Source organism: Mycobacterium sp. E2327, assembly GCF_001672675.1.
Classification (GTDB): Bacteria; Actinomycetota; Actinomycetes; order Mycobacteriales; family Mycobacteriaceae; genus Mycobacterium.
Window position 1 is genome coordinate 41,921 of record NZ_LZKE01000142.1, and the last position, 18,836, is coordinate 60,756.

Annotated in this window: 17 protein-coding genes and 1 pseudogene; 12 read left to right on the forward strand and 6 right to left on the reverse strand. The window is 67.2% G+C overall.

Features of this window, described 5'->3' with window-relative positions; genetic code table 11:
• The first annotated feature begins 43 nt into the window (after nt 1–43).
• Nucleotides 44–1,243, forward strand: a complete 1,200-nt coding sequence (locus A5712_RS17185) for a sensor histidine kinase (protein WP_068107476.1) — start codon at nt 44–46, stop codon at nt 1,241–1,243.
• Between the two features lie 8 nt (nt 1,244–1,251).
• On the opposite strand, the gene A5712_RS17190 is transcribed toward A5712_RS17185, so the two are convergent.
• Together A5712_RS17190 and A5712_RS17195 are read right to left on the reverse strand one after the other, a co-directional pair.
• Nucleotides 1,252–2,883, reverse strand: coding sequence for an FAD-dependent oxidoreductase (locus A5712_RS17190; RefSeq protein WP_068107395.1), 1,632 nt, complete (start codon nt 2,881–2,883; stop codon nt 1,252–1,254).
• A 26-nt stretch (nt 2,884–2,909) separates the two neighbouring features.
• On the reverse strand, nt 2,910–3,575 hold the full coding sequence (locus A5712_RS17195) for an IclR family transcriptional regulator (RefSeq protein ID WP_068107397.1): 666 nt from the start codon (nt 3,573–3,575) through the stop codon (nt 2,910–2,912).
• 127 nt (nt 3,576–3,702) lie between these two features.
• Here A5712_RS17195 and A5712_RS17200 point away from each other — a divergent pair, with 127 nt between their 5' ends.
• The 8 genes and pseudogenes from A5712_RS17200 (at nt 3,703) to A5712_RS17235 (ending at nt 12,863) form a co-directional block, all read left to right on the forward strand.
• Nucleotides 3,703–4,566: an alpha/beta fold hydrolase gene (locus tag A5712_RS17200; protein WP_068107399.1), complete on the forward strand. Its 864-nt coding sequence runs from the start codon at nt 3,703–3,705 to the stop codon at nt 4,564–4,566.
• Entirely contained in the window at nt 4,566–6,278 is a 1,713-nt protein-coding gene (locus tag A5712_RS17205; RefSeq protein WP_068107402.1) for a bifunctional 3-(3-hydroxy-phenyl)propionate/3-hydroxycinnamic acid hydroxylase, read from the forward strand. Before A5712_RS17200 ends, A5712_RS17205 begins: the two co-directional genes overlap by 1 nt.
• Nucleotides 6,226–7,143 (forward strand): 3-carboxyethylcatechol 2,3-dioxygenase, encoded by a 918-nt coding sequence (locus tag A5712_RS17210; RefSeq protein ID WP_068107404.1) that lies wholly within the window; start codon nt 6,226–6,228, stop codon nt 7,141–7,143. Before A5712_RS17205 ends, A5712_RS17210 begins: the two co-directional genes overlap by 53 nt.
• Nucleotides 7,140–8,892: pseudogene (locus A5712_RS17215) on the forward strand (FAD-binding protein). The gene A5712_RS17210 and the pseudogene A5712_RS17215 overlap by 4 nt, the downstream one beginning before the upstream one ends.
• Nucleotides 8,893–8,895: 3 nt before the next feature.
• The gene (locus A5712_RS17220) at nt 8,896–10,200 is read left to right on the forward strand and encodes an LLM class flavin-dependent oxidoreductase (protein WP_068107408.1); all 1,305 of its coding nucleotides are present in this window, start codon (nt 8,896–8,898) and stop codon (nt 10,198–10,200) included.
• Nucleotides 10,201–10,220: 20 nt separating this feature from the next.
• On the forward strand, nt 10,221–11,048 hold the full coding sequence (locus A5712_RS17225; RefSeq protein ID WP_068107410.1) for a coniferyl-alcohol dehydrogenase: 828 nt from the start codon (nt 10,221–10,223) through the stop codon (nt 11,046–11,048).
• Complete coding sequence (locus A5712_RS17230; protein ID WP_068107412.1) at nt 11,036–12,028, forward strand: cyclase family protein; 993 nt, start codon at nt 11,036–11,038, stop codon at nt 12,026–12,028. The genes A5712_RS17225 and A5712_RS17230 overlap by 13 nt, the downstream gene beginning before the upstream one ends.
• Before the next feature lie 13 nt (nt 12,029–12,041).
• Complete coding sequence (locus A5712_RS17235; RefSeq protein WP_068107414.1) at nt 12,042–12,863, forward strand: alpha/beta fold hydrolase; 822 nt, start codon at nt 12,042–12,044, stop codon at nt 12,861–12,863.
• Nucleotides 12,864–12,866: 3 nt separating this feature from the next.
• On the opposite strand, the gene A5712_RS17240 is transcribed toward A5712_RS17235, so the two are convergent.
• From A5712_RS17240 to A5712_RS17255, 4 genes are all read right to left on the reverse strand, one after another.
• Complete coding sequence (locus A5712_RS17240; RefSeq protein ID WP_068107416.1) at nt 12,867–14,438, reverse strand: multicopper oxidase family protein; 1,572 nt, start codon at nt 14,436–14,438, stop codon at nt 12,867–12,869.
• Between the two features lie 85 nt (nt 14,439–14,523).
• Nucleotides 14,524–15,390, reverse strand: coding sequence for an ABC transporter substrate-binding protein (locus tag A5712_RS17245; RefSeq protein ID WP_068107418.1), 867 nt, complete (start codon nt 15,388–15,390; stop codon nt 14,524–14,526).
• A 7-nt stretch (nt 15,391–15,397) separates the two neighbouring features.
• Entirely contained in the window at nt 15,398–16,141 is a 744-nt protein-coding gene (locus A5712_RS17250; protein ID WP_068107420.1) for an SDR family NAD(P)-dependent oxidoreductase, read from the reverse strand.
• 23 nt (nt 16,142–16,164) lie between these two features.
• The gene (locus tag A5712_RS17255; RefSeq protein WP_068107422.1) at nt 16,165–16,932 is read right to left on the reverse strand and encodes an SDR family oxidoreductase; all 768 of its coding nucleotides are present in this window, start codon (nt 16,930–16,932) and stop codon (nt 16,165–16,167) included.
• A gap of 141 nt (nt 16,933–17,073) precedes the next feature.
• On the opposite strand from A5712_RS17255, the gene A5712_RS17260 reads away from it, so the two are divergent.
• The 3 genes from A5712_RS17260 to A5712_RS17270 all read left to right on the forward strand — a co-directional run bounded on the left by A5712_RS17260 (nt 17,074) and on the right by A5712_RS17270 (nt 18,835).
• A complete protein-coding gene (locus A5712_RS17260; RefSeq protein ID WP_068107423.1) occupies nt 17,074–17,883 on the forward strand; it encodes an SDR family NAD(P)-dependent oxidoreductase in 810 nt (269 codons plus the stop codon).
• 66 nt (nt 17,884–17,949) lie between these two features.
• The gene (locus A5712_RS17265; RefSeq protein ID WP_068107425.1) at nt 17,950–18,630 is read left to right on the forward strand and encodes a TetR family transcriptional regulator; all 681 of its coding nucleotides are present in this window, start codon (nt 17,950–17,952) and stop codon (nt 18,628–18,630) included.
• 10 nt (nt 18,631–18,640) lie between these two features.
• Nucleotides 18,641–18,835 carry a ferredoxin gene (locus A5712_RS17270; protein WP_066936812.1) on the forward strand — a complete coding sequence of 65 codons (195 nt, stop codon included), beginning with the start codon at nt 18,641–18,643 and terminating at the stop codon, nt 18,833–18,835.
• Nucleotide 18,836: the final 1 nt, after the last annotated feature.

Here is an 18,836-nt window from a genome sequence, read left to right on the forward strand (position 1 = left end):
CGAATGAGTAGCTCGCATAAGGCTCCGGTCGTACGGTCTTTTGGTGGCGGTGACTCGCGACGTCGAACTGGATCGGGTGCGCAGGGCCCACCAGCTGCGTTCGTATCGGTTCGCATCGGTGCTTCGGATCGGTGTGGTGGGGCTCATGGTCTTCGCCATGCTCATCGGCACCTACCGCTTCGAATGGGCTCAGCAAAAGGCCCTGATCTTCCTGTATGCGGCGGCCGCGCTGTGCGCTCTGGTGTTGGCGTTTGCCCCCTTCCGCCGCGGGGCCGAGATAGGACGGTTTGAGCCGTTTGCGTTCACGGTCATCGACGTCGTGACGTTGACGGTCTTTCAATTGCTCTCCACCAACGGGATTTATCCGTTGCTGATCATGACCATGCTGCCAATTCTGGTGGGTCTCGACGTGTCGTCGCGCCGCGCCGGGGTGGTGCTCGCCTTTTCCATGGGTGGGTTCGCCCTCGCGGTCCTCGAGGACCCGGAGATGGTGCACGACATCGGGTGGGCTCAGGCGGCTTTCCGGTTCGTGTTGTTTGGACTCCTCTGCGCCACGGCGTTCGTGGTGGTGCGCATCGAAGAGCGGCACACGCGCTCGGTGGCCGGTCTGAGCGCGTTGCGCGAGGAGCTGCTGGCCCAAACGATGACGGCCTCGGACCTGCTGCACCGCCGGATCGCGGGATCCATTCACGACGGGCCGCTGCAGGACATCCTGGCCGTGCGCCAAGAGATCGTCGAGTTGGATGCGGCCTTCCCGGGCGACGCGCGCGTCGGGCGCGCGTTGACCGGCCTGCAGGATGCCTCGCAGCGACTGCGGCAGGCGACCTATCAACTGCATCCCGCCGTTCTCGAGCAGGTCGGCTTGGCGGCGGCGGTGCGGCAGTTGGCCTCGGACACCGCTCAGCGTTCCGGTATCGACGTCTCCACCGACATCGACTATCCGATCCGCAACGACATCGACCCGATGGTGTTCGGCGCGGTGCGCGAATTGCTTTCCAATGTGGTGCAACATTCGCGGGCGAGCCACGCGTCGGTCACCATCCGGATCACCGACGGCACATGTGTTCTGCGGGTGGAGGATAACGGGGTGGGGCTCAGCAACGAGGCCGTGGCACGCCGCCTGGCGCAGGGGCACATCGGTCTGGCGTCGCATCGGGCCCGGGTGGAGGCCGCAGGCGGGACGTTCGTCTTCCTCGACTCATCCGTGGGTACCCATGTCCGGGTGCGGCTACCGCTGCGGTAGCAGACCCGTTACTGAAGGTCGACGGATTTCCCGGTTGCGGCCGCATGACCCGCTCGGTACCCGAAAACCATTGCCGGGCCGATGGTTCCACCCGCACCGCCATAGGCCCGCCCGGTCACGCCGCCCATGGCGTTGCCCGCGGCGAACAGGCCCGGTATCGGGTCGCCGCCGACGTGCAGGACGCGGGCGTCGGCGTCGGTGCGCGGGCCGCCCTTGGTCCCCATGGCGCCGATGGACACCGGCACGGCGTAGTACGGTGCGGTGTCGATCGGCCCGAGGGTCTTGCCGGCGAGCGTGGTGGCGGTGTCGTCTCCCCAGTAGCCGTCGTACGCGCTGGAGCCGCGGCCGAAGTCGGGGTCGGCGCCGGCGGCCACATTCCGGTTCCAGTTCTCGACGGTGCGGGCGAGGCCGTCGGCGTCGATGCCGGCCCTGGCGGCCAGCTCGGCCAGGTCCGCGGATTCGCAGAACCAGTCCGGTACCGCCTGCCCCGGTTCGACACCCAGGAAGCCATACCGCTGCAGGTGGACCGAGTCGAACACCATCCATCCGCGATCGTTGACATACCCGCCGCGCGGGTCGAGGTATTGAAATGCGCCGGCCATCGAGTTGTAGTCGGATGCTTCGTTGACGAACCGACGCCCGGCCGAGTTGACGATGATGCTCCGCGGTCGGGTGCGTTCCAGCCGGACGCTGCGGCTTCGCGGCTTTCCTTCGATGGTGTCGCCCGGGATCTGGACGATCGGTACCCACCAGGCTTCGCCCATGTTGGCGAGATCCGCCCCCTGAGACATCGCCATCCGAAGCCCGTCCCCGGTGTTGTATGGCGGGGAGACGGCGCCGTGCATGGGACCGCGCAGAAATGCTTGGGTGAGAACGGAATCCCACTCGAAGCCGCCGGTTCCCAGGATGACGCCGCGGCGCGCACGCACCCGGATGGTCTGTCCCTCCAAGGCGATCTGAACTCCGGTGATCTCCCCGGCATCGGCGATGAGCTGCTCGGCGCGGGCCCCGACGTGGACCGTCGCGCCGGCCTCCAGCACGCCGTTGAGGAGACCGGCGATCAGGGCGGCACCGGCGACGCACAGCTTGCCGGGTTGTGCGTCGGCCGCCGCGTCCAAGCGCGACGCGTGCAAGCGCGCCAGCGTCTCGGCATCAAAACCCACATTGGAAAAATCGATCGGGAACGCGGTGATCCGGTTTCCCCACTCGCCCAATCGATTCAGGTCGAATGGAGCCGGAATGTGCGATCGTCCGCCGCCCGGCCGCCCCCCGGGCAACTCGGGCCGGTAGTCGGGGAATCCGGTGGCAATCTCGAAGCGCAGCTTGCTGTTGGCCTCGACGAAGTCCAGCATCGCCGGACCGGTCCGCACGAACGTCTCGACCAACGCATCGTCCATCGCGCCGAGAGCCTGCGCGCGCAGGTATCGCAACGCATCCGCGACCGTCAATTCCCCTTCGGGAGAACGGTTATGGGCGGGAATCCACACCACGCCGCCGGACACGGCGGTGGTGCCGCCGACGGTGGCGGCCTTCTCGAAGACCTCCACCGACGCACCGGCGACCGCTGCCGTCAGCGCGCCGGTGAGGCCGGCGCCTCCGCTGCCGAGTACGACGACATCGACTTCACGGTCCCAGGACATGGACGGTTATCCCTTCAGCTCAGTGGCTAGCTCAACAGCTCCGACAACTGCTTTGCGGCGGTGATGACCGCGTCCTTGCCGCGCATCACGACGTCCTCACGGTGCGAGATGAGGTTGATACAGGTCGGCGGGGACGGCGCCGGGCGGTTGACCGGTACGGCCAAACCGTAGGTGTTCGGTTCGATCTCGCCGTAGGTGATCACCCAGCCGCACTCGCGAGTTTTCGCCACCAGGTCTCGCTCGTCCGGGCGCGGCGGCATGTTCGCGAGCAAGGCGATTCCCGCGGCGCCGCGGTCCAAGGGATATCGACTGCCCTCGTGGAAGGACAGTTGATAGGCGACATGACTGGGCACGATCACCGCGACCGCCACCTGCTGATCACCCTCGGCGATGAGCAGCGACACGGTGGTGCTCAGGTCGTCCGCCAGTGCGCGCAGGATCGGCAGGCTGACCTGTCTTACGTTGCGATCGAACGACGCGCCGAGCACCGCCAGCCCGGCCGCGGGCCGGTAACGCCCGTCTTCTCCCTTGGCCACCAACCGAAAGTCGGTGAGCGTGCCGAGCAGTCGATAGGCGATGGTGCGATGCACCCCGAGCTGGTCGGCCAGTTGCTGCATGGTGAGCCCATTAGGGGAATCGGCGACCATCTGCAGCGCCATGAGCCCCCTGGCCAGCGTCTGGGAGCCCGTCATGACCTTGACAGACTCTCGCGGGAGCGCGAAGCTCTATAGATAACGCACATCAGTGTGCGATATTAGCACACAGCATGGCCGAAGACGAGAACGAAATTTCCCACTACCAGCAGGCGTGAGAGGAACCGTGGCGGAATTCGAGAGCATATGGAGCGATCTCCAGGGTGTCGCGTTTTCGCAGGGCTACGTCCATGCCGGGGGAGTGCGCACTCGCTACCTGCGCGCCGGGGATTCGGGCAAGCCGGTGCTGGTGTTCCTGCACGGATCTGGTGGCCACGCGGAGGCATACGTTCGGAACCTGGCCGCGCACGCCGAGCATTTCTGGACGTGGTCGATCGACATGCTGGGCCACGGCTACACCGACAAACCGGGTCACCCGCTGGAGGTCGGCCACTACGTCGACCACTTGCTGGAGGTGCTGCGCGCCATCGGGGTCGACCGCGCCAGCCTGAGCGGTGAATCCCTCGGCGGCTGGGTGGCGGCGCGCGCCGCCATCGACCATCCCGGCGCGGTCGACCGACTGGTCCTCAACACCGCCGGCGGCTCACAGGCCGATCCGGTGGTGATGCAGCGGATCATCACGCTGTCGATGGCGGCCGCCGAGAACCCGACCTGGGAAACGGTGCAGGCGCGGATCAAATGGCTGATGGCCGACAAGTCCAAGGACTACGACGACCTGGTCGCCAGCCGCCAACGGGTATACCGCCAACCGGGATTCGTCGACGCCATGCGCGACATCATGGCGCTGCAGGACCCTGAGATCCGGGCCCGCAACATCATCTCCCCGGACGAATACGGCTCGATCACCGCGCCGACGCTGGTGCTGTGGACCAGTGATGACCCGACCGCCGACGTGACCGAGGGCCGGCGCATCGCGTCGATGATTCCCAACGCGCGCTTCGAGCTGATGCCCGGCTGCGGTCACTGGCCGCAGTACGAGGACGCCAAGACCTTCAACCGCATACATCTCGACTTTCTGCTGGGTCGGTAATGGTCGCTGTGGAGCGGGACGCACCGGGAGTCGACGTCGAGGTCCTCGTCGTCGGTGCCGGCCCGGTGGGCCTGACGCTCGCCAACATCCTTGGCCTGCAAGGCGTCCGCACGCTGGTGGTCGACGAACGGGACACGCTCATAGACTATCCACGCGGAGTCGGGCTGGACGACGAGGGGCTGCGCACCTTCCAGTCGATCGGCCTGGTCGACCGCATCCTGCCGCACACCGTCCCGAACCAGATCCTTCGCTTCGTCGACGCCAAGCGTCGCGTGCTCGCCGAAATGGCCCCGCCCGATGCGCGGTTCGGCTGGCCGAAGCGCAACGGGTTCGTCCAGCCGCTCGTCGACGCCGAATTGCTGCGCGGTCTGGACAGGTTCCCCCACGTCGAGGTGCGGTGGGAGCGCCCCATGACGGCCTGCCGGCAGGCCGGCGACGCGGTCACCGTCGAGCTAGGCGGCGACGGCGGCGCATCCACGACGCGGGCCCGCTACGTCGTCGGCTGCGACGGCGGCCGCAGCATGACCCGGCGCATGATGGGCGTGTCGTTCGACGGGACGACCTCCTCGACGCGATGGCTGGTGGTCGACGTCGCCAACGATCCGCTCGGCCACCCGAACAGTGAGGTGGGAGCCGACCCCGAACGCCCCTACGCCTCCATCTCGATCGCGCACGGAATTCGCCGCTTCGAGTTCATGATTCACGGCGACGAGTCCGACGAGCAGGCCGAGGATCCGGCGTTTCTGCGGCAGATGCTGTCGCGGATGGTGCCACACCCCGACCAGGTCGACGTGATCCGGCGCCGCGTCTATACCCATCACTCGCGGATCGCCGGCGCGTTCCGTTCGGGCCGGCTGCTGTTGGCCGGGGACGCCGCGCACCTGATGCCGGTGTGGCAGGGGCAGGGCTACAACAGCGGGATTCGCGACGCGTTCAACCTGGGCTGGAAGCTCGCCGCGGTGGTGCGCGGCCTGGCCGACGACGCGCTGCTGGATACCTACGACATCGAGCGCCGCAAGCATGCGCGGGCGATGATCGACCTGTCCACAATGGTCGGCCGCGCGATCTCCCCGACCAACCGCCGGGTGGCCGGTCTGCGCGATGTCCTGGTGCGCTCGGCGTCAATTGTGCCTTCGCTCAAGCGGTATGTGCTGGAGATGCGGTTCAAGCCGATGCCGCGTTACGACCAGGGAGCCGTCGTGCACACGCAGCCCGGCCGGGCCGACTCGCCGGTCGGCACGCTGTTCATCCAGCCCCGGGTCGACACCCGTACCAAGCAGGATGTGCTGCTGGACGACGTGCTGGGCAACTGGTTGGCCGTGGTGTGCTGGAACAACAACCCGCGCAAGATCCTCGGGGACGAGGCGTTCGAGAGTTGGAAAGCCTTGGGTGCGAAGTTCTTTGCGGTACGCCCGCTGACCCAGCTGCACTGGGATGGGCATGACGACCCTGACGTCGTGATCGTCGGGGACCGCAACGGCGGGCTGAAGGCGTGGTTCGACAGCCATCAGGAATCGGTGTTATTCCTGCGGCCCGACCGGTGCATCGCCGGCGCGTGCATCGCGCAGCGCGCGCCCGAGCTGAGCGCCCGCCTTTTCGACGCGCTCGCACTCAAGCCGGGAGGGGGTGATTTGCCAAGTGACACTGGCTCTGTGCTGTATGTCGCACAGCCCACTGCTGAATCTTCCGGGGCCGTCGCGGGACCTGCTTGACGACATCGAAGGCGCGATCGCGAAGGCACGAGACTTCGTGGCGGACTACCGGCCGGATCTCGTCGTGACGTTCTCCCCGGACCACTACAACGGGTTCTTCTACAAGGTGATGCCGCCGTTCTGCATTGGCACCAGCGCCAACGGCGTCGGGGACTACGGCACCTACGCCGGGCCGCTGGACGTCCCGGACGACCTTGCCAACGAATGCGCCAAAGCTGTTCTGGGCGCCGGGGTCGACGTGGCCGTGTCGGCCAGCATGGACGTCGATCATGGCACCGTGCAGCCGCTGGAAAAGCTTTTCGGCGACGCCACTGCGCGCCCGGTGATCCCGATCTTCCTCAACGCGGTCGCCGCGCCGCTGGGGCCGCTGCACCGGTGCCGGGCGCTGGGCACCGCGGTGGGGAACTACCTGGCCACCTTGGACAAGCGGGTCCTGCTGTTGGGGTCCGGGGGACTCTCCCACAGCCCGCCGGTACCGACGCTGGCGACCGCGGCCGCCCCGGTGCGCGAGCGGATCGTGCATGGCCGGCCGATGACGCCGGAGCAGCGGCAGGCCCGGCAGCTCGCCGTGATCGACGCGGCCAAGACTTTCGCGTCCGGCGAGAGTACTCTCCAACCGCTCAACCCGGCGTGGGACCATCGATTCCTCGAGATCATCGACAGCGGAAGGCTTTCCGAACTCGATCAATGGTCGAACTCGCTTATCGCCCACGAGGGCGGCAGCTCCGCCCAGGAGATCAGGACGTGGGTGGCGGCGTTTGCGGCCCTGGAGGCCGTCGGGGCGTACCGGACGACGCTGCAGTACTACAAACCGGCTCCCGAACTGATCGCCGGTTTCGCCATCCGGACGGCAGTGACGCAATGACTTCGTCGTTGCCCGGCGCCCCGGACGTCTTCGACCACATCGTCGACGTGCTCGTCGTCGGCTCCGGCGGCGGCGGCATGACCGCGGCGCTGACCGCGCACGCGTCGGGGCTGGACGCCCTGGTGGTGGAGAAGTCCTCCCACTTCGGCGGCTCCACCGCCCTTTCGGGCGGGGGCATCTGGGTTCCCGGAGCACCGGCCCAGCGCAGGGAGGGCTACGCCCCGCCGCCCGAAGGAGTCGTCGAGTACCTCCGGCAAATCACCGATGGTCTGGTCGGTGAGGCACGGATACGCCAGTACGTCGACTCGGCGCCGCGGATGCTCGAGTTCCTCGAGAACCTTTCGGGCTGGCTCGAGTTCGTCTGGAAGCCGGGGTATGCCGATTACTACCCCGAACTGCCCGGCGGCTCCGAGCTTGGCAGCACGATTAATGTGCCCCCCATCGACCTGCGCAAGCTGGGCCCCGACGAGCAAAAGCTGCTGGCGCCGTTGGCGCTCGCCCCGAGGGGAATCTGGCTGGGTCCCAAGGAGCTTCGGACCTTCTACCGGATCAGGCAGTCCTGGGCCGGCAAGGGCGTGCTGTTGAAGCTGATTGCGCGGATGGTCCGGGCCAGAGTGTTCGGTGAACGGATGGCGGCGATCGGCCAGTCGTTGGCCGCCCGGCTCAGGCTGGCCATGCGGGAACGCGGTGTCCCGCTGTGGCTGGACTCGCCGATGGTCGAATTGCTCACCGACGCGGGCGGCGCGGTGACCGGAGTCGTCGTGGAGCGCGACGGCGCCACCCAGCGGGTCGGCGCGCGGCGGGGGGTGATCCTGGCCTCGGGCGGCTTCGACCACGACCTCGCCTGGCGCAAGGAACAGCTGCCGGTCATCGAGCAGGATTGGAGCTTCGGCAACCCCGCCGCCATGGGCGACGGCATCCGCGCGGGCGAGAAGGTGGGCGCCGCAACCGAACTACTGGACGAGGCGTGGTGGTTCCCGGCGATCCAATGGCCGGACGGCCGAATGCAATTCGTGCTCAACGAGCGGATGATGCCGGCGCAGTTCATCGTCAACGGCGACGGGAAACGCTTCATCAACGAGGCGGCGCCCTACATGGACTTCGGCCACGCCATGATCGACGGCCAGAGGTCGGGGGTGACCCACATCCCGTGCTGGCTCATCACCGATCACCGGTCGTGGAATCGCTATGTCATCGGCGGCCATCTCCCGATCCCGAGGATCCCCGGCGCGCCGGTACCCACCGGCCGTAAGGTTCCCGCCGCCTGGCTGGAATCGGGCGTGGTCAAAGCGGCCATGACTTGGGACGAAATGGCCGCCAAGATAGGAGTACCGGCACGTCAACTTTCCGAAACCGCAAGCCGCTTCAACGAACTCGCGCGCAAGGGCCACGACGACGATTTCAACCGCGGCGACAGCGTCTACGACAACTACTACGGCGATCCGACCTTGCCCAACCCGAACCTGTATCCGTTGGGCAAGCCGCCGTACTACGCATTCCGAATCGTCCTGGGCGACCTGGGTACGTCGGGTGGCCTGCGCGTCGACGAACATGCCCGCGTGCTGCGGCCCGACGGCACCGTGGTGCGGGGGCTCTACGCGGTGGGCAACACGTCCGCCCCGGTCATGGGCCGCAGCTATGCCGGTGCCGGGGCGACCATCGGCCCGGCCATGACGTTCGGCTACGTTGCCGCCAAACACCTTGCGGCCCAGCCTGGCAAACAGACCCCTTAACTCATATGGGAGGTAATCAATGAAAATTTCGCTGTTCTACGAGTTCGCCCTTCCGCGTCCGTGGGCGCCGGACGACGAACACGTCCTGTTGCAGGACTGCCTGGACGAGGTGGAGGCCGCCGACAAGGCGGGGTTCTCGACGGTCTGGCTCACCGAGCATCACTTCCTCGAGGAGTACTGCCATTCCACCGCGCCGGAGATCTTCCTGGCCGCGGCCAGCCAGCGGACCAAGAACATCCGGCTCGGGTTCGGGATCATGCACCTGCTGCCCGCGGTCAATCACCCCGCGCGGGTGGCCGAACGCATCGCGACCCTCGACCTGCTCTCCAACGGGCGCGTCGAGTTCGGCACCGGGGAGGGTTCCTCCGTCGGCGAACTCGGCGGATTCGATGTCGACCCCGCCGACAAGCGCGCCCAGTGGGAGGAGGCCCTCGAGGTTTCGATCCGATGCATGATCGAGGAGCCGTTCACCGGTTTCAAGGGCGAGCAAATCCAGATGCCGCCCCGCAACGTCATTCCCAAGCCGCTGCAAAAGCCGCATCCGCCGGTCTGGGTGGCCTGCACGCGGCCGGCGAGCGTACAGATGGCCGCCCAAAAGTGCATCGGCGCGCTGAGCTTCGCGTACACGGGTCCCGGGCCGCTGACCGACCGGGTCAACGGCTACTACAAGGAATTCGAGGAGAGCGGCGTGCCCATCACGCCACAGATCAACCCGAACATCCTGGCCATCGGTGGCGACCTGTCGATGATGGTCGCCAAGACGGAAGAGGAGGCCCTGCAGCGACTGGGGCAGGGCGGTGGATTCTTCTCGTTCGGGATCATGCACTACTACCTGACCGGGATGCACGTCCCCGGCCGGACCGGGGTGTGGAAACGGTACCTCGAAGAGGTCGAGAAGGACCCGACGCTGGCCTACGGCCCCGGACGCGGCGCGATCGGCTCCCCGGACACCGTGCGCGAATTCCTGCGCGGTTACGAGCAGAGCGGCGTGGACGAGATCATCCTGCTGCTCAACCCGCGCAGCCACGAGGGCACCATGGAATCCATCGAGCTGATGGGCAAAGAGGTGCTGCCCGAGTTCATCGAGCGCGACGCAAAGGCGGTGGCCGACAAGGCCAAACGGCTCGAGCCCGTCATCGAGAAGGTGGAGGCGCGGCGGCCGAAGTCGACGGCACCGCTGTTCGACGAAACGTACGCGTTCGGCGGCCTGCCCACCGGCCGGGACAAGTTCACCGCCAGCGAGATCCCCGAGGCCATGGCGGAGATCAACGAGGGCCGCGTCCAGGCCGCGCGACGCGCCAAGGAGCAAGAGAAGGGCAAGTGACGCCGGAATCGGATTGAGCCGTGGGACAGATCGACGATCTGTGGCGTTACGACGGCCGCCGTGCCGTGGTGACCGGATGTGCCTCGGGCATCGGCGAGCACGTGGTGCGGCAGCTCAGTGAACTCGGGGCCGACGTCGTCGGGCTGGACAAGCGCCGCCCGGCCCTCGAGCTCAACGCTTTTCACGAGGTTGACCTTGCCGATCCGGTCTCTATCGACCGGGCGGTGGCGTCCGTCGAGGGCCCCGTCGACGCGCTGTTCAACGTGGCCGGTGTCTCGTCCGGGATCGGTGACCCCCCGCTGGTCGTCACCATCAACTTCCTCGGACTGCGGCAGCTCACCGAGGCGCTGATCGAAAAGATGCCCCCGGGCTCGTCGATCGTCAGCGTGTCGTCACTGGCCGCGGCCGCGTATCGCGAGCACCTGGGAGCGGTGGCGCCGCTGCTGAACACCGAGACGATGGCCGAAGGAATCGACTGGTGTCATGCGCATCCCGATGCGTTGGCCGGCGGCGGCTACCAATTGTCCAAAGAGGCGATCATCCTTTACACCATGCGAAAAGCCGCACCCCTTGGCGCACGGGGCATCCGCATCAACTGCACCGGACCTGGCGTCACCGAAACCCCGATCCTCGACCAGCTGCGCACGGCGTACGGACAGGGCTTCCTCGACGACATCCCCAAGCCGCTGGGCCGCGTTTCGGAGCCGGCCGAGCAGGCTGCGGTTTTAGTGTTTCTCAACAGCCGAGCGGCCAGCTACATTACCGGTCAGGTGTTGTGGGTCGACGGCGGAAACGTGGGCACGGCGATCGCCCGCGAGCTCGAGAGAGGAGCGCCGTGGCCAACGTAACCGACTTCCGGCAAGTCGCTCGGGACGTCTGCAACTGGGGGCGGTGGGGAGCCGACGACGAGCTGGGCACGCTGAACTTCATCACCGCCGACAAGGTCGCGCAAGCCGCAGGGCTGGTTCGGCACGGCAAGGTCTTTCCGCTCGGCGTAGACTTCGGCGCCTCGGGGCCGCAGGGCGCCTTCGAGTTTCGGCACAATCCCGTGCATGTCATGACGGTGGACGGCGGGGACGTGCACACGCTCACGAAATACGGGCCCGATTGGGCGCGCAACCCGCTGGCCAAGCAACTGAGCGGCTATATGACGGCCGACAATCCGTTCCGCTTCAACGACGACATGATCATCATGCCGTTGCAGGCCGCCAGCCAGTGGGATGCGCTGTCGCACGTCTACTACGACGGCCAGCTCTACAACGGCTTCCCGGCGGATTCGGTGACCAGCATGGGGGCATTCCACTGTGGCATCGACAAGGTCGACGGCAAGGGCATCACGTCGCGCGGTGTGCTGCTGGACCTGGTGCGCCATCGCGGTGCGGAGGTCTTCCTGGAGGCCGGAAACCCGATCACGCCAGAGGAGCTGGACGAGGTGGTCCGCGCGCAGGGTGTGACGGTCGGCCGGGGCGACATCCTGTTGATTCGAACGGGTTGGTGGGCAAGGTTTCTGGAGACCGGCAACAAGCTGGAGGGCTACTCCGGATTGGACTGGCGGTGCGCTACGTGGCTGCACGATCACGAGATCGCGGCCGTCGCGGCCGACAACCTCCAGGTGGAGGACCTGGTATCCGGCGTGGAGGGGATCACCTTCCCCTTGCATCTGCTTTGCCTGCGTGACATGGGGATGATGTTCGGCGAGTACTGGGACCTCACCGCGCTGGCGGACGACTGCGCGGCCGACGGCGTGTACGAATTTCAGCTCGTCGCGCCGCCCCTGAGAGTCGTTGGCGCCGTGGGTTCCCCGGTGAACCCGATCGCGATCAAGTAGAGAAGGCGGGCGCTTGCAGATTCATCGGAAGACCCTGCTGGTCGACGGCCTGCACACCAGCTACCTGGAGGCGGGCGACGGCGACCCGGTGGTGCTGCTGCACGGCGGCGAATTCGGCGCCAGCGCGGAACTCGGCTGGGAGCGCAACATTGCCGCCCTGGCCGCGCAGTACCGAGTCCTGGCACCGGACCAGTTGGGGTTCGGGCAGTCGGCGAAGGTCATCGACTTCGTCGAGGGGCGTCGGATGCGGATTCGGCACGTGGCGCGGTTCTGCGAGGAGCTTGGCATCGGCTCCGCGCATTTCGTCGGCAACTCGATGGGCGCCATCAACCTGCTCACCGACGCCACCTCGGACACGCCGCTGCTGCCAATCCGCAGCCTGGTGATCATCTGCGGGGGAGGCGAGATCAAGCAGAACCGGCATTTCGACGCGCTGCAGCAGTACGACGCGACGCTGCCGGCGATGCGCCGCATCGTCGAGGCGCTGTTCCACGATCCCGGGTACCCGGCGGACGAGGAGTACGTGCGGCGCCGTTACGAGTCGAGCACTGCGCCGGGCGCGTGGGAGGCGGTGGCGGCGGCCCGATTTCGGCGCCCCGACGCCGCGCCGTCCGCGACCCCGTCGAGCGCGCGCGCCTACGAGCGCATCGCCGTGCCGACGCTCGTCATCGAAGGCGGGGACGACAAGCTCCTCCCGCCCGGCTGGGCCGCGCAGATCGCGAAACAGATCGACGGTGCCCGATCGGTGGTCGTGGAAAAGGCCGGCCACTGTCCGCAAATCGAACGGCCCGCCGCCGTCAACGAGTTGCTGCTCGACTTCCTCGCGACCGCTTGATGCCTAGAAGACGTACTCGAGCCGGGTCTGCATGCCGGCTTCCTGGTGATAGGTGTTGTGGCAGTGCAACTGCCACACGCCCGGGTTGTCGGCGACCAGCACGGCCTGCACCTTCTGCTTGGGCAACACGATGACGGTGTCCTTGCGGGGGCCGGGGCTGCCGTCGGCTTTGATCAGCTGGTAGGTGTGGCCGTGCAGGTGAATCGGGTGATACATCATCGTGGTGTTGTCGAACGTGATCGTGGGCCGTTCACCCTCGCGGACGTGCAGCGGATCCGTCTGGCTGTAGGGTTTGCCGTTGATCGTCCAGTTGTACTGCATCATGTTGCCGCCCAACACCACGGGAAGGTTGAGGTCGGGCTGCGGTCGACCCAGGTTGACCGGCGTTGTGGCCGTGAACATCTCGATGGTGCCGACCCGCTGCTTTAGTTCGGCCGGCTGAAACCCCGCGTCCGGTGGGCTGCCCGCCCCGGTGGACAGCAGCGCGCGCGCCAGGCCGTTTTTCCCTTCCGCAAGCGCGACCAGCGGGAAGACGCCGTCGGCGGCGGTCACGATGACGTCGTAGCGTTCGGCCATGCCGATGAGCAGGGCGTCGACCGGGGTGGGGACGACGGGGAAGCCGTCGGTGTGGGTGACCGTCATCGCATGGCCGGCCAGCGCGACACGAAACGCGGTGTCCGATCCGGTATTGATGAAACGGATCCTGATGCGCTGGCCGGGCTTGGCGGTGAATGTGGTGGGAGCCGCCGGGATTCGGCCGTTGATCAGATAGTAGGGGTAGTCGATGTCACCGGCGTCGCCGCCAAGCAGGTCGCTTCTCCCACCGTCGCCGCCGCCGGACATTCCGGACGTGGACGTCGTTGAGGTCGGCGAGCCGCTCGGCGTCGTCGAAGTGGTCGAGCTCGTCGTGGTCGTGGTCATGTTCGACCTGCTGGGCTTGTTCGGGCCGGTTAGCTCGCTGTAGAGCTGCTGCGGACTCTTACCGACACCGTCGGTCCAATCATCAAGGACGACAATCCATTCGGTGTCATAGTCGCTCTCGCTGGGATCGTCGACGACGACCGGCAGATAAAGCCCCTTGTCGGCGTCCAGCCCGGTGTGCGGATGACCCCAGTAGGTGCCCGAATTCGGGACGGAGAAGCGGTAGGTGAAATCCTGGCCGGCCGGGATGTTCGGGGTGGCGGGCGCGGCCCCGTCCATGTCGTTGCGCAGCGCGACGCCGTGCCAATGCACCGATGTCGGGACGTCCAACCGGTTGGCGACCGTGACGACGAGCTCGTCGCCGATCTCGGCCCGGATCAGCGGTCCGGGAATGCCGTTGCCATACGCCATCGTGCGCACGACCGGCCCGCCCAGATCGATATCCGTCAGCTGCGGTGTCAGGCTGGCGGTGACGGTGCGCCCGCTGTGTGGCCGGACCGCCTCGGCCGCGGCGATGGCGGCGGCCATTTGGGCGGACGCGCTTGACCCCTGGGACTTGGTTTGGCTGCAGGCCGCCAGCGCCAGCCCGCCGGCGATGCCGGCGGCCATGAAGCCGCGACGGGTGAGCCGCGTCGCGTCGAAGGGGACGGGCATTGAGCGCTCCTCGTCTCGGGTCGAATCACCACGGCGACGACTTATACCGTGCTAGGCGGTTGGCTGGAACGCAAGTACCGGCTGGTTATCGGGCGGCCCGGTAGATCTGGTCGGCGGGCATCGAGGCCACCCCGAGTTCGGCCGCGACGGCGTCGACCGCGCGCCGGGCGACTTCGAGGTCCACCCGGCCGTCTGCGGTGAAGTGGGGGCCGATGTAGCGCTCGTAATGGCGTCGGGCCTCGTCGCGCGTCAGCCGGTTCAAAAACGATGCCAGGTAATCGATCGCAACATCGGGTCGGTCGGCCATCGTCTGCAGGGCGCGTCGGTTGGCCCGCACCACGGCCTGCACCGCCGGGCCGTCGATCGCAAGGCGTTCCCCATCCACCGCCACTCCGACGGTGGGGATCTGGAAGTGATCTCCCACCCACGCCAGCACGTGGAAGCCTTCCTCCTCGGCGACCTGGTCCGGGGCAAGAGTGCTGCCGACATAGGCGGCGTCGATCGACTTGTCCCGCAGCCGCCGCAGATCCATCTGGTAGTCGCCCGGGGACCGCACCACACACTCGAGGTCGCGATCGGGATCAAGCCCATGCCGGCGCAACACGATTCGCGCGAAGCAACCGGGTGCGGTGTGCGGCGCGTGTACGGCGAGCCGGCGCCCGCGAAGGTCCGCCATGGAAGGGACGTCAGGCCCGCCCAGAAACCAGAACAACGGGCGATGGGTGTTCACGGTCAGCACCGCCCACTCAATGCCATGGGTCAACCGCGACAGGACGGCACGGCCGAGGCCGATCGTGGCGCACGAGCGCAGACGTTCCGTGTCCCAAGCGATTCCGTCCCGCACGGCGACGTGGACACCCTCATCCGCAAAGTAACCCTCCTGGTCGGCGACGTAGGCGACAAGTTCCTCGTGGACGCCGCGCCCGACATAGGCCAGGTCGATCGTGTGCATGGCGGGTTTAGTCCATCGCAAGTCCGCCGTTGACCGGCAGGTAGTGTCCGGTGGTGAAACCCGAATCCTCACTTGCCAAGAACGCGATCGTCTTGGCCACCTCGTCGGGAGTCACGAGTCGTCCCATCGGTGAAGCCTCGCCGAGCTGTCCCACCCGCTCCGGCGAAAGCTGCCCGGTGACTTTCGTTCCGCTGACGGTGGCCGGCGCGACCAGGTTCGCGGTGATCCCGTGCGGCGCCAGCTCGAGCGCGAGGTAGCGGACGAACTGGTCCAAGGCGGCCTTGGCCGTGCCCAGGGCGATCATCCCGTCGCGCGGACGCCGCGAGAGGCCGGTGCTGAGAAAGATCAGCCGGCCGTACTCGCGCGAAATCATGCCCGGCACAACGGCCTTCGTCAGCGAGTACGCGGCGTGCAGTTCGTTGTCCAGCTTGCCGCCGAGCTGTTCCCAGGTGAGGTCGGCGAACGAGGTGACGACGAACGGAATCAGCGCGTTGTGTACCAGCACGTCGACCCCGCCCCAGCGTTGCGCGATTTCGTCGGCCATGGCGGAGACGTCACCGGGCGCGGTGACGTCGGCCTGAATGGCCACGGCCTCGCCGCCGGCCGATGTGATGTCGGCGACCACCTCCTCGGCCTGCTCGCCGCTGGCGCGGTGGTTGACCACCACCCGAAAGCCATGGGCGGCGAGAACTCGTGCCGTCGCCGCACCGATGCCGCGGCTGGCACCGGTGATCAAGGCGACCCGAGGCATCAGCGTCGATCCCCCGCGTCGGCTTACTGTGCGCCGCTGGAGGTGTGGGAGGCCTTCCAGTCGCTGAACCGGGTGGGGTAGATCGTCGGGTCTTCGCCGTCGATCGGGACGAGGCTCTGGTCGTCGAGCACCGCGCCGTAGTAGGGGGCCGTGGGATCGGTGACCACCTGGCGCGCGTCGCCGTCCGCGGCGAGGCTGGCGCGGGCGAAGTCGTCCATGCCCAGCTTTTCGGGACCGGCGATGTTGGTGATGCCGTTGGTCGGATCGCCGATCGCCGCCCGGGTGACGGCCGTGGCGACGTCCTTCGCGGCGATCGGCTGAAACGCCGCGTGCGGCAGGCGAATGGTGTCGCCGTCGGCCGCCGAATCGGCGATCCCGCTGACGAATTCGAAGAACTGGGTCGCCCGCACGATCGAATACGGGACTCCCGATTCCTCGATCACCTTCTCCTGGGCGACCTTGGCCCGCATGTAGCCGCTGTCCTGGGTACGGTCGGCGCCCACGATCGTGAGCGCGACGTGGTGCTGCGCACCGGCCTCGCGCTCGGCGGCGAGGAGGTTACGGCTCGAGGTGGTGAAGAAGTTCAGCACGGCATCGTCTTCCCAGGATGGCGAGTTGGCCACGTCCACCACGGTGTGCACGCCCGCCATGGCTTCCGCGACACCCTCGCCGGTGACGGCGTTGACGCCCGAGCTCGGTGAGGCCGAAATCGCCTCGTGTCCCATCTCGGTGAGGTTGGCGATGACCTGCGAGCCGATGAGTCCGGTGCCGCCGATAACCAAGACCTTCATGAAACGATCCCTCCCGAGGTGGCCGATGAAGTGGCGAACTCAGCATTCCACGTACGCGCGAGCAGGGATAGGTGCCCAAACCCACGCACCGCTTAAATCAGTTGCTTGACTTAACGCCACGCACGTCGATTAACTCGTCGTGTGGTCAACGATCTGGCGGGCAAGGTAGCCGTAGTCACCGGTGGCGCCTCGGGAATCGGCCGCGGCATCGTCGAGAAGTTTGTGGCCGAGGGTGCGCGGGTCGTCATCGCCGACGTCGAAACCGAAACGGGGGAGGCGCTGTCGGCGGCCCTGGGACCCGACACCTTCTTCCGGCGCACGGACGTGTCCGATCCCGAGCAGGTGGGGTCGCTGGTAACCGCGGCGGCCGAGAAGTTCGGCGGCCTGCACGTCATGGTGAACAACGCCGGAATCTCGACCACCATGCATCCCCGATTCTTCGACGACGATTTGGCCGACTTCCACCGCGTCATGGCCGTCAACGTTCTCGGCGTGATGGCGGGTACCCGAGACGCCGCCCGGCACATGGCCGCCCACGGCGGGGGTTCGATCATCAACATCAGCTCGATCGGGGGAATCCAGGCCGGTGGCGGCGTGATGACCTACCGGGCCTCCAAGGCGGCGGTCATCCATTTCACCAAGTGCGCGGCAATCGAGTTGGCGCACTACGAGGTTCGGGTCAACACCATCGCGCCCGGCAGTATCCCCACCCCATTGGTGGCGAAGTCGGCGGCGAACATGGATCCGGAGCAGCTCGAGCGCTTCGAGGCGAAGATCCGCCAGACGATGCGGGACGACCGGCCGCTGAAGCGCGATGGCACCCCCGAGGACGTCGCCGAGGCGGCGCTGTACTTCGCCAGCGACAAGTCGCGCTATGTCACCGGAACCGTGCTGCCGGTGGACGGCGGGACGGTCGCGGGCAAGGTGATTCGGTCCAAGCGCAAGGAGTGAGCGCGCCGGTCGGGATATTTAAATCAAGCGCTTGACTTAAACTGGGGGCCGAGGTTGACTAGCAGGATGACCACCACCGCAGGCAGGGCCGTCCGCACCGAGCGGGCCAGCTCCACCCAGGAGGCGATCCTGGCGGCGGCCGAGCGGCTATACGCCGAGCACGGCATGTTCGCCGTGTCGAACCGCCAGGTCAGCGAGGCCGCCGGCCAGGGCAACAACGCGGCGGTGGGCTACCACTTCGGTACCAAGGCCGACCTGGTCCGGGCCATCGAGCAAAAGCACCGCGGGCCCGTCGAGCAACTGCGCGAGCGGATGGTGGCCGAGCTGTTGGAGTCGGGCACCAAAGACGGGCGCGTCGCGCAGATGCGGGACTGGGTGGCCTGCCTGGTGCGCCCGCTCACCGACCACCTGGCGGAGCTGGGAAACCCCACCTGGTACGCGCGCTTCGCCGCGCAGGCGATGACCGACCCGGCCTACTACAACATCATTGTCAAGGGCGCGCTCAGCTCGCCGTCGCTGGTGCAGGTCGTCGACGGCATCAACGGTTGCCTGCCCGACCTGCCGGCCGAGGTGCGATTCGAACGCAACATCATGGCCCGCAACCTGTTGATGCACACCTGCGCGGACCGCGAACGCGCGCTGGCGGCGGGTTCGACCATGCACCAATCGTCGTGGCGCGCCGCCGCATCCGGCCTCATCGACGCGATCGTGGGCCTGTGGCTGGCGCCCGTGACACCCGACGAGTAGGGGCCCGCCGATGAAAGTTACTGTCGACCAGAACATTTGCGCGTCCTCGGGCAACTGCGTCATGAACGCGCCCGAGGTGTTCGACCAGCGCGACGACGACGGGGTCGTCGTGTTGCTCAATCCGAATCCGTCGGCCGAGCAGGCCGAGGGCGCACGCCGTGCGGCCGCGGCTTGCCCCGCACTGGCCATCCACATCGAGGAATGAC